We start from the raw sequence: 10,744 nt of genomic DNA, 5'->3' as shown, positions 1-10,744 counted from the left end.
GAAGGTGTAAGAGATACCATCTTTAGCGTATGCAAACGGCAGTTTAGCAACGGAGGTCAGAGAGGCAACAGCACCTTTCTGGTCACTACCGTGCATTGGGTTAGAACACGGTCCGAATGGCGCGCCAGAACGACTACCGTCTGGGGTGTTACCCGTTTTCTTACCATAAACCACGAAAGAGGTGATGGTCAGAACAGACTGAGTCGGGATAGCGTTACGATAACTAGTCAGGTTCTGAATTTACTTCATGAAACGTTCTACCAGATCAACCGCCATGTCCTCAACGCGAGAGTCGTTGTTACCAAACAGCGGGTCTTCGCCTTCGCTTTCGAAGTCGATAGCCAGACCGTCTTCGTCACGAATCGGCTTAACTTTCGCCTATTTCATTGCAGACAGGGAGTCAGCAGCAACGGACAGACCAGCGATACCACACGCCATGGTGCGGATAACGTCACGGTCGTGCAGCGCCATCAGAGAGGCTTCGTAGCTGTACTTGTCGTGCATGTAGTGGATGACGTTCAGCGCGGTGACGTACTGTTTTGCCAGCCAATCCATGAAGTGGTCCATGCGATCCATGACTTCGTCATAGTTCAGCACGTCGCCTTTGATCGGTTCAGATTTCGGACCAACCTGCATTTTCAGTGTTTCATCAACGCCGCCGTTGATTGCGTACAGCATGGTTTTCGCCAGGTTTGCACGCGCACCGAAGAACTGCATTTGTTTACCAACGATCATCGGGCTTACGCAGCAAGCGATAGCGTAGTCATCGTTGTTGAAGTCTGGACGCATCAGATCATCGTTCTCGTACTGCAGAGAAGAGGTATCGATGGACACTTTAGCGGCATATTTTTTGAATGCCAGCGGCAGTTTTTCAGACCACAGGATGGTGATGTTCGGTTCCGGAGACGGGCCCATGGTGTACAGGGTGTTCAGGAAACGGAAGCTGTTTTTGGTGACCAGGGTACGGCCGTCAACGCCCATACCACCGACGGATTCAGTTGCCCAAATCGGGTCGCCGGAGAACAGTTCATCATACTCAGGGGTACGCAGGAAGCGAACCATACGCAGTTTCATGACCAGGTGGTCAATCATTTCCTGAGCTTCTTGTTCAGTGATTTTGCCTGCTTTCAGGTCACGTTCGATGTAGATATCCAGGAAGCTGGAGGTACGACCGAAGGACATTGCAGCGCCGTTCTGAGATTTAACCGCAGCCAGGTAGCCGAAGTAAGTCCACTGGATAGCTTCCTGAGCGTTAGTAGCCGGACCAGAGATGTCGTAGCCGTATTTAGCAGCCATCTCTTTGATCTGACCCAGCGCACGGTGCTGTTCAGAGATTTCTTCACGCAGACGGATAGTCGCTTCCAGGTTCACACCGTTTTCCAGGTCAGACTGGAGGGAGGAGAACTGAGCGAATTTGTCTTTCATCAGGTAGTCGATACCGTAAACGGCGATACGACGATAGTCACCGATGATACGACCACGACCGTATGCGTCTGGCAGACCGGTCAGAACACCGGATTTACGGCAGCGCAGGATGTCCGGAGTATAAACGTCGAACACGCCCTGGTTGTGCGTTTTACGGTATTCGGTGAAGATTTTTTTGATCATCGGGTCCAGTTCGCGGTCATACGCTTTGCAGGAACCTTCGATCATTTTGATGCCACCGAACGGGATAAGAGCACGTTTCAGCGGAGCTTCAGTTTGCAGACCAACAATTTTTTCCAGCGCTTTGTTGATGTAACCAGCGTCGTGGGAAGTGATGGTGGAAGCAACGGCGGTGTCAAAGTCAACTGGCGCGTGAGTGCGGTTTTCCAGTTTAACGCCTTCCATAACGTTGTCCCACAGCGCTGTGGTCGCGTCAGTTGCGCCAGCCAGGAAGGACTCGTCACCCTCATACGGAGTGTAGTTTTTCTGGATGAAGTCGCGTACGTTTACTTCATTCTGCCAGTCACCTTTTGCAAAACCTTCCCAGGCTGTGGCTAACTTTTCATTAAGTTCGGACATGTAACACCTACCTATCTTAAGTGGACTTTTTATTTACTGCCTGGAGCAACCATCAATTAATGACGGTCACCGCCACGCAGGTAAATGACCCAGTATGTCAACCCAACCAGCAAACCGCCGCCGATGATGTTCCCGATAGTTACCGGAATCAGGTTATCGGTGATGAAGTGCATCACGGTCAGGTGAGAGAAACTTTCCGGAGAAGAACCGATAGAGGTCCAGAATTCCGGGCTTGCAAAGTTACGTATTACGATACCCATCGGGATCATAAACATGTTTGCGATACTGTGCTCAAAACCGCTGGCAACGAACATGGCAACCGGTAAAACCATAATCATGGCTTTATCCATCAGGCTGCGGCCAGAGTAGCTCATCCACACTGCCAGGCAGACCATCAGGTTTGCGAGGATGCCGAGAGCGACGGCTTCGATAAATGTATGGTGCATTTTGTGGTCAGCTGTTTGCAGGACGTTTAGCCCCCAGCCGCCGTTGGCCGTCATATATTCGCCGGACAGCCACATGAGCAGGACGAAGAGCAGGCACCCGACCAGGTTACCAACATAGACGTTCAGCCAGTTTTTCGCCAGTTGACCCCAGGTAATTCGGCCGCTGGCTTTCGCCACAACGATGAGTACGGTCGACGTAAAAAGGTCAGCGCCACAAATAACGCAAAGGATTAAGCCTAGTGAGAAGCAGATACCACCAATCAGCTTAGCGATGCCAAACGGCATGCCCGCTGTACCCGTGGTTGCGGTAATGTAAAAAACAAAAGCAATCGAGATAAAGACGCCCGCAGTAATCGCCAGATAAAAGGTTTTCAGCGGATGCTTGGTTGCTTTATAGACGCCTGCTTCTTCGGCAACTTTAGCCATTGCAGCAGGAAGGAGTAGATCAAAAGGGTTGTCAGCTTTCACAATAACTCTCTCTTTTTATTTAATCGGCGACGAGATACTAACAAAGCATTATAGATGAGAATTTGATATAGATCATATCTCACCTGGCTAATAGGCCTGAAGAACGCGTGGTTTTTCATCAATCCCTTGCTAACTATATGAATATCAATATGAAAATAAATTTTAAGATTTACAAAATCAGTTGAATTTTTTCTTTACCCTTAATTTTGTTAGTTAATTAAAATGGAGTAATGATCAAGAAATTTAACAATAAAAGTAAGCTACCAATTATAGTGTTTACTTATGTTTAACTTTATTTTCACAGAATCGCGAGGCGAAACGTTGAAATATAAAAAGGGGCCAACAAGTGGCCCCGTAATATAGCGTAGGTCGTCCATTAAGCCTACTTTTTCTATGGAGAAGTGCTTACTTCGCCCAGAAAGCGGCTTTCGCGCGCTGCAGTTTTTCGTAGGCCGCTAACAGCGACTGATGTGCCGGGAAGGCTTCCAGCGTGCCGTCCGCCGGCTGCAGGCCGTAGAAGGCATCTTCGCCGCTCAGCGCCGCGCTGGCCGCTTCAACGGCGTCTGCGCCGTACATACGAACAAACGCGTTCAGATACTGCAGCGGCTCGCGCTCTTCTTCCTGAGACAGCAGCAGCAGCGTTTGCAGGCAGCGATAGTAGTTAGCGCGCTCTGCGCTGAACACCGAGGCGTTGAACTCCATCGTCCACTCGGTCCAGATCAGCGCCTGTTCAAGGTCGCCGCCCGCCAGGGCCAGCATGGCCTTCAGTTCGCCAATACGCAGGGTAGACCAGCCGTTGTTCGGGCCGGTCGCCAGTCCCAGCAGCTCGCGCACGCGGGTAAAGTCGTCCAGACCTTCATCGTCCATCTGCTCGATCAGATTCAGGTATTCTTCTTTTTCCCACTCGCTGCCCGGCAGGGAGAGAATGGTTTCGCGCAGGTGGCTACCCATGTTGTTGTTCGCCAGCCACAGATCTTCCGCCGGATAAATATCGGACATGCCCGGTACAATGATGCGGCAGGCGTAGACGCTCAGATGCTCGTAGTCGGCGATGTACACTTCTTTATCTTCTTCTTTGAAGATAGCCATCAGCGTCGCGAACTCTTCTTCGGTGGTGCCGGAGAAGTTCCAGTCGGCGAACGGATAGTCCGCATCTTGCTTGAACATATCCCAGGAGATCAAACCGCTGGAGTCGATAAAGTGGGTTTCGAGGTTGGTGTGCTCGGCCACTTCTTCATCGTCGAAGGTCGGCGGGGTAAACACGTCGAGGTCTTTCAGACCGCGGCCCTGCAGCAGCTCGGTGACGGTACGTTCCAGCGCCACGCCAAAGTCCGGATGCGCGCCGAAGGAGGCAAAGCAGGTACCGTTGGCCGGGTTGAACAGCACCACGCAGATAACCGGATATTTACCGCCCAGTGAACCGTCGTAAGCGAAGATCGGGAAACCTTCTGCTTCCAGCGTCTTGATGGACTCTACAACGCCCGGATAGCGCGCCAGCACCTCGGCCGGAATTTCCGGCAGGCTGATGCTTTCGGCGATAATGCGGTTTTTCACGTGACGTTCGAACACTTCCGACAGACCCTGAACGCGGGCTTCGTTACGGGTGTTACCCGCCGACATGCCGTTGGAGACGTACAGGTTAGCGACGATGTTCATCGGAATATAGATGGTTTCGCCGTCGGACTGACGGGTAAACGGCAGGCCGCACACGCCGCGATCGTCGTTGCCGGACTGCAGGTCGACCAGCATGCTGGCGGTCAGCTGATCGTCAGGATCGTAGAACGCGCGCAGACGCGCGTCTAGCAGACCTTCCGGCACTTCATCATCGTCGGTCAGCGGGAACCATTTTTCGTTCGGGTAGTGAACGAACGGATCGTTGGCGATCTTATCGCCCAGCCAGAAGTCGGCGAAGAAATAGTTGGTCGACAGACGTTCGAAGTACTCGCCCAGCGCTGAGGCCAGCGCCGCTTTTTTGGTGGCGCCTTTGCCGTTGGTAAAGCACAGAGAGCATGCCTTATCACGAATATGCACCGACCAGACGTTAGGAACCGGGTTCAGCCAGGAGGCCTCTTCAATATCGAAGCCCAGATCGAGCAGCTTTTGCTGGAAGCGAGCGATGGAATCTTCCAGAGCGGCATCTTTGCCGGGAATATAGGTTTGCGTCATAGCAATCTCTTTTGTCGTACGGAAAGCGCGCAATGATACGGGTTTTGCGTGACGGGTGCTATCTTCGGCGAAAATAAAAGGGGCGACTATGCTTACAGTCAGTAACGTACTGTTAAGGCGTCGAAAAATGAAAGCATTTGATCTTCAACGGATGGCATTTGATAAATTCCCCCCCGAATTTTTAGGCGAAGTGGCGCTGAGAAGCCTCTTTACCTTCGTACTGGTTTTTCTGTTTCTCAAAATCACCGGGCGACGCGGCGTGCGGCAGATGTCGCTCTTCGAAGTGCTGATTATCCTGACGCTGGGATCGGCGGCGGGCGACGTGGCGTTTTATGATGATGTCCCGCTGGTACCGGTATTTGCCGTTTTCGTCACGCTCTCGCTGCTGTATCGGCTGGTGATGTGGCTAATGGCGAAGAGCGAAAAAGTGCAGGATCTTCTCGAAGGCAAAGCGGTAGTCATTGTGACGGATGGGCAGCTGGCCTGGGAAAACGTACGGCAAGGGAACCTGACGGAGCTGGATTTTTTTATGGAGCTGCGTCTCAGCAGCGTTGAACAGCTTGGGCAGGTGCGTCTGGCGATAATGGAAACCGACGGGCAGATTAGCGTGTTCTACTACGCTGACGATGACGTCAAGCCGGGGCTGTGTATTTTACCCGATAGCCTGATGCAACGCTTTAAGGCGGTGCCGGAGCCGGGGGAGTACGCCTGTACCCAGTGTAGCCACGTAATCCGTCTGCAGGCGGGCGAGCGTCAAAAATGCCCGCGCTGCGCAAATCCGGCATGGTCGAAGGCGAGCAGGGCGAAACGCATCGCCTGACAGCGATTTTGTCGGTTTTGTACCGGCAAGGCGGCAGAATCTATTGTGTGATGAGGGCCGCATTTCGATAGCTGAAAGTTTTAGACATTGCGGCGCGTGTCACTGAATGATAAAACCAATAGCCACAGGAATAACTTATGCCCACGCGTTGATGACGCGCGAGGCATGCGGTCAGACAACATTGCAATGTGGTGAGGGTTATGGCTCAGGTCTTTAATTTTAGTTCAGGTCCGGCGATGCTTCCGGCAGATGTTCTTAAACTGGCGCAGAAAGAACTTTGCGACTGGAACGGATTAGGTACGTCGGTTATGGAAGTCAGCCACCGTGGTAAAGAGTTTATCCACGTGGCGGAGGAAGCAGAAAAAGATTTCCGCGACCTGCTTAACATCCCTTCCAACTACAAAGTGCTGTTCTGCCACGGCGGCGGACGCGGCCAGTTCGCGGGCGTACCGCTGAATATTCTGGGCGACAAAACCACCGCTGACTACGTTGATGCGGGCTACTGGGCGGCCAGCGCGGTAAAAGAAGCGAAAAAGTACTGCACCCCGAACGTGATTGACGCGAAGGTGACCGTTGACGGCAAGCGCGCGGTTAAGCCGATGCGCGACTGGCAGCTTTCCGATAACGCGGCCTACCTGCACTACTGCCCGAACGAAACCATCGACGGCATCGCCATTGAAGAGACGCCAGACTTCGGTAAAGACGTTATCGTCGCCGCCGACTTCTCCTCGACCATTCTTTCGCGTCCGATCGACGTCAGCCGCTATGGCGTGATTTACGCCGGCGCGCAGAAAAACATTGGTCCGGCAGGCCTAACGCTGGTGATTGTGCGTGAAGACCTGCTGGGTAAAGCACACGTGGCTTGCCCATCGATCCTCGACTACACCGTGCTGAACGACAACGACTCCATGTTCAATACTCCGCCGACCTTCGCCTGGTATCTGGCGGGCCTGGTCTTCAAATGGCTGAAAGAGCAGGGCGGCGTTGCGGCCATGGATCGCATCAATCAGCAGAAGGCCGATCTTCTGTATAACACCATTGATGGTAGTGATTTCTACCGTAACGACGTGGCCAGCGCCAACCGTTCCCGCATGAACGTGCCGTTCCAGCTGGCGGATAGCGCGCTGGACAAAGTGTTCCTTGAAGAGTCCTTCGCTGCCGGTCTGCACGCGCTGAAAGGCCACCGCGTCGTGGGCGGGATGCGCGCATCCATCTACAACGCCATGCCGCTGGCAGGCGTACAGACGCTGACGGAGTTCATGCAGGACTTCGAACGTCGTCACGGTTAATTTTATTTTTCTGTTCATCCCCACAGCGCCCGTCTGTGGGGTTTTTACTTCTGCTTTTGAGAGTTGAGTTTCATGGAATCCCTGACGTTACAACCTATCGCGCGCGTAGACGGCACGATTAATCTGCCCGGTTCTAAAAGCGTGTCGAACCGTGCGCTGCTGCTGGCGGCGCTGGCGCGTGGCACCACCGTCCTGACAAACCTGCTGGACAGCGATGATGTGCGCCACATGCTGAACGCGTTGCAGGCGCTGGGAATTCACTACACCCTGTCCGCTGACCGCACCCGCTGTGAAGTCACCGGTAATGCCGGCCCGCTTCAGGCGTCCGGTGAGTTGGAGCTGTTCCTGGGGAACGCCGGTACCGCCATGCGTCCGCTGGCTGCCGCGCTGTGTCTGGGGACTAACAACATTGTGCTGACCGGCGAGCCGCGCATGAAGGAGCGCCCGATTGGCCACCTGGTTGACGCTCTGCGCCAGGGCGGCGCGCAGGTTGAGTATCTGGAACAGGAAAACTACCCGCCGCTGCGTCTGAAAGGCGGTTTTAACGGTGGTCACGTTGAGGTTGACGGCAGCGTCTCCAGCCAGTTCCTGACCGCGCTGCTGATGACTGCGCCGCTGGCGCCGCAGGACACCACCATCACCATCAAAGGCGATCTGGTCTCTAAACCGTATATCGACATCACCCTGCACCTGATGAAAACCTTCGGTGTTGAGGTCGAAAACCAAAACTATCAACGCTTTGTGGTGCGCGGTAATCAGCAGTACGCCTCTCCGGGACAATACCTGGTGGAAGGCGACGCTTCTTCAGCCTCTTACTTCCTGGCCGCCGGGGCCATCAAAGGCGGCACCGTGAAGGTGACCGGTATTGGTCGTCACAGCGTACAGGGCGATATTCGCTTTGCCGACGTGCTGGAAAAAATGGGCGCGACGATCGTCTGGGGCGATGACTACATTGCCTGTACTCACGGTGAGCTGAACGCAATCGATATGGATATGAACCATATCCCTGACGCAGCCATGACCATCGCTACCGCTGCGCTGTTTGCCAAAGGCACCACCACGCTGCGTAATATTTACAACTGGCGCGTGAAAGAGACTGACCGCCTGTTTGCGATGGCAACCGAGTTGCGCAAAGTGGGGGCCATCGTGGAAGAGGGCGAAGATTACATTCGCGTGACGCCGCCTGTGACGCTGAACTTCGCGGAAATCGGTACCTACAACGATCACCGCATGGCGATGTGTTTCTCGCTGGTGGCGCTGTCGGATACCCCGGTCACCATCCTCGACCCGAAATGCACGGCGAAAACCTTCCCGGACTATTTCGAACAGCTGGCGCGCATCAGTACGCTGGCCTGATCCTGCCAGAGCGTAAAAACGCCGGCCTCAGGCCGGCGTTTTTTTTCGGACTTTTTGCCCATTGCGCGCGGTGTTACGCTTCTTCATGAAATAACTAATTGATATTTAAATATAATTAATCAATGGATGATTCATATGAAGAATACAAAGGTGATGCTGGCGCTGGTGGTCTCCGCAACGCTGCTGGCGGGCTGTAAAAATATGCAGGGTGTCGACACCAACGCGCTGGTGAGCTCCGGCATGACGGCGTATCAGGCGGCGACGCTGTCGGATGCCGACGTGAAGACGCTCTCTAACGATGCATGCCAGCAAATGGATGGCGAAAACCAGCTGGCGAGCGCTTCCAGCAAATACACCAAGCGGCTGAATAAAATCGCCAAAGCGCTGGGCAATAACATTAACGGCACTGCGGTCAACTACAAGGTATATATGACCTCCGACGTGAACGCATGGGCGATGGCCAACGGCTGCGTTCGTGTCTACAGCGGGTTAATGGACATGATGACCGACAACGAAGTGGAAGGCGTGCTGGGGCATGAACTGGGCCACGTCGCGCTGGGCCACTCGCGTAAAGCGATGCAAACCGCCTATGCCACCGTTGCGGCCCGTGACGCCATCTCTGCCACTAGCGGCGCGGCGGCACAGCTGTCGAAATCGCAGCTTGGTGACCTGGCTGAAGGGATGATTAACTCCGCGTTTTCGCGCTCCCAGGAGTCAGAGGCCGACGACTTCTCCTACGACCTGCTGAAAAAACGCGGCGTCAGCACCCAGGGGCTGGTGGGCAGCTTCGATAAGCTGGCCAGCCTTGACGCGGGCCATGCGAAGTCATTGTTCGACTCGCATCCGCCGTCAGCCGAACGCGCGCAGCATATCCGTGACCGTATCGCCGCGGACAAAAAGTAAATCATTGTCACTTTCCGGGCCGGCTCCTCGTCGGCCCACTATACTTGTCTATTCTCCTGCTATTGATGGGGCTAATTCTGGAATTCGCAGACAAAAGTAACCGTCTGCCGCAGAGATGCGTATAATGCGCGGCGTTTACGTTATGTATGCCTTTTATTAAGGAGAGAGAGATGACGGCAATTGCCCCGGTAATTACCATTGACGGCCCGAGCGGCGCAGGTAAAGGCACGCTGTGCAAAGCGATGGCTGAAACATTGCAATGGCATTTGCTGGACTCCGGCGCTATCTATCGCGTGCTGGCGCTTGCGGCGCTGCATCACCATGTTGATGTTAACTCCGAAGATGCACTGGTCCCGCTGGCGGCCCACCTGGACGTGCGTTTTGTCTCTACCGACGGCGCGCTGGAAGTGATCCTCGAAGGGGAAGACGTGAGCGGCGAAATCCGCACCCAGGAAGTCGCTAACGCCGCTTCGCAGGTCGCTGCGTTCCCGCGCGTCCGTGAAGCGCTGCTGCGCCGTCAGCGCGCGTTCCGCGAAGCGCCAGGGCTGATTGCCGACGGTCGCGACATGGGCACCGTGGTGTTCCCGGACGCGCCGGTGAAAATCTTCCTTGACGCCTCATCGGAAGAACGTGCGCAGCGCCGCATGCTACAGTTGCAGGAAAAGGGCTTTAGTGTTAACTTTGAGCGCCTTTTGGCAGAGATAAAGGAGCGAGACGACCGCGATCGCAATCGTGCCGTTGCGCCACTGGTTCCTGCCGCCGATGCTTTAGTGTTGGATTCCACCACTTTAAGCATTGAGCAAGTAATTGAAAAAGCGTTAGACTATGCGCGCCAGAAATTGGCAATCGCGTAAAACGCGACCGAATTTGCAGTACCCCCGTTGCAATGGATTGACAGCGGGTATGTGAAACAACCCCATCCGACATGGTGTCAGGTGGACGTTAATATTAACCTGAAGATTAAACATGACTGAATCTTTTGCTCAACTGTTTGAAGAATCCTTAAAAGAAATCGAAACCCGCCCGGGTTCCATCGTTCGTGGTGTTGTTGTTGCTATCGACAAAGACGTAGTACTGGTTGACGCCGGTCTGAAATCTGAGTCCGCCATTCCGGCAGAGCAGTTCAAAAACGCCCAGGGCGAGCTGGAAATCCAGGTTGGTGACGAAGTTGACGTTGCTCTGGATGCAGTAGAAGACGGCTTCGGTGAAACCCTGCTGTCCCGTGAGAAAGCTAAACGTCACGAAGCTTGGATCACGCTGGAAAAAGCTTACGAAGAAGCTGAAACTGTAGT

Annotated in this window: 8 protein-coding genes and 1 pseudogene; 6 read left to right on the top strand and 3 right to left on the bottom strand. The window is 54.0% G+C overall.

Translation table 11 applies throughout. The annotated features are described in order from the left end of the window. The 3 genes and pseudogenes from pflB to ycaO form a co-directional block, all read right to left on the bottom strand. Nucleotides 1–2,004: pseudogene (gene pflB, locus ACK5JN_RS22760) on the bottom strand (formate C-acetyltransferase); the annotation flags it as partial. Nucleotides 2,005–2,060: 56 nt separating this feature from the next. Beyond that, nucleotides 2,061–2,918 carry a formate transporter FocA gene (gene focA / locus ACK5JN_RS22755; protein WP_416872228.1) on the bottom strand — a complete coding sequence of 286 codons (858 nt, stop codon included), beginning with the start codon at nt 2,916–2,918 and terminating at the stop codon, nt 2,061–2,063. Between the two features lie 405 nt (nt 2,919–3,323). Further along, complete coding sequence (gene ycaO / locus ACK5JN_RS22750; protein WP_416872227.1) at nt 3,324–5,084, bottom strand: 30S ribosomal protein S12 methylthiotransferase accessory factor YcaO; 1,761 nt, start codon at nt 5,082–5,084, stop codon at nt 3,324–3,326. 127 nt (nt 5,085–5,211) lie between these two features. On the opposite strand from ycaO, the gene ACK5JN_RS22745 reads away from it, so the two are divergent. The 6 genes from ACK5JN_RS22745 to ACK5JN_RS22720 all read left to right on the top strand — a co-directional run. Continuing rightward, entirely contained in the window at nt 5,212–5,904 is a 693-nt protein-coding gene (locus ACK5JN_RS22745) for a DUF421 domain-containing protein (RefSeq protein WP_416872226.1), read from the top strand. Between the two features lie 200 nt (nt 5,905–6,104). Continuing rightward, the gene (serC, locus tag ACK5JN_RS22740) at nt 6,105–7,193 is read left to right on the top strand and encodes a 3-phosphoserine/phosphohydroxythreonine transaminase (RefSeq protein ID WP_416872225.1); all 1,089 of its coding nucleotides are present in this window, start codon (nt 6,105–6,107) and stop codon (nt 7,191–7,193) included. Between the two features lie 72 nt (nt 7,194–7,265). After that, nucleotides 7,266–8,549, top strand: coding sequence for a 3-phosphoshikimate 1-carboxyvinyltransferase (aroA, locus tag ACK5JN_RS22735; protein WP_416872224.1), 1,284 nt, complete (start codon nt 7,266–7,268; stop codon nt 8,547–8,549). Nucleotides 8,550–8,684: 135 nt separating this feature from the next. Next, the gene (locus ACK5JN_RS22730; RefSeq protein ID WP_416872223.1) at nt 8,685–9,452 is read left to right on the top strand and encodes a M48 family metallopeptidase; all 768 of its coding nucleotides are present in this window, start codon (nt 8,685–8,687) and stop codon (nt 9,450–9,452) included. A gap of 170 nt (nt 9,453–9,622) precedes the next feature. After that, nucleotides 9,623–10,306, top strand: coding sequence for a (d)CMP kinase (gene cmk, locus ACK5JN_RS22725; protein ID WP_416872222.1), 684 nt, complete (start codon nt 9,623–9,625; stop codon nt 10,304–10,306). Nucleotides 10,307–10,418: 112 nt separating this feature from the next. Next, nucleotides 10,419–10,744: S1 RNA-binding domain-containing protein (locus ACK5JN_RS22720; RefSeq protein WP_416872221.1), on the top strand; the 326-nt coding region annotated here is incomplete at its 3' end.

The sequence above is a fragment of the Kluyvera sp. genome, assembly GCF_047971185.1.
Taxonomy (GTDB): domain Bacteria; phylum Pseudomonadota; class Gammaproteobacteria; order Enterobacterales; family Enterobacteriaceae; genus Kluyvera.
Note: the sequence above shows the minus strand (reverse complement) of the source record. Positions and strands in the feature narration are given on the sequence as shown.

Excerpts from the sequence above, each read along its gene's own strand:
- ycaO (WP_416872227.1), bottom strand. The coding sequence starts at position 5,084 with ATGACGCAAACCTATATTCCCGGCAAAGATGCCGCTCTGGAAGATTCC.
- ACK5JN_RS22745 (WP_416872226.1), top strand. The coding sequence starts at position 5,212 with ATGAAAGCATTTGATCTTCAACGGATGGCATTTGATAAATTCCCCCCC.
- serC (WP_416872225.1), top strand. The coding sequence starts at position 6,105 with ATGGCTCAGGTCTTTAATTTTAGTTCAGGTCCGGCGATGCTTCCGGCA.
- aroA (WP_416872224.1), top strand. The coding sequence starts at position 7,266 with ATGGAATCCCTGACGTTACAACCTATCGCGCGCGTAGACGGCACGATT.
- ACK5JN_RS22730 (WP_416872223.1), top strand. The coding sequence starts at position 8,685 with ATGAAGAATACAAAGGTGATGCTGGCGCTGGTGGTCTCCGCAACGCTG.
- cmk (WP_416872222.1), top strand. The coding sequence starts at position 9,623 with ATGACGGCAATTGCCCCGGTAATTACCATTGACGGCCCGAGCGGCGCA.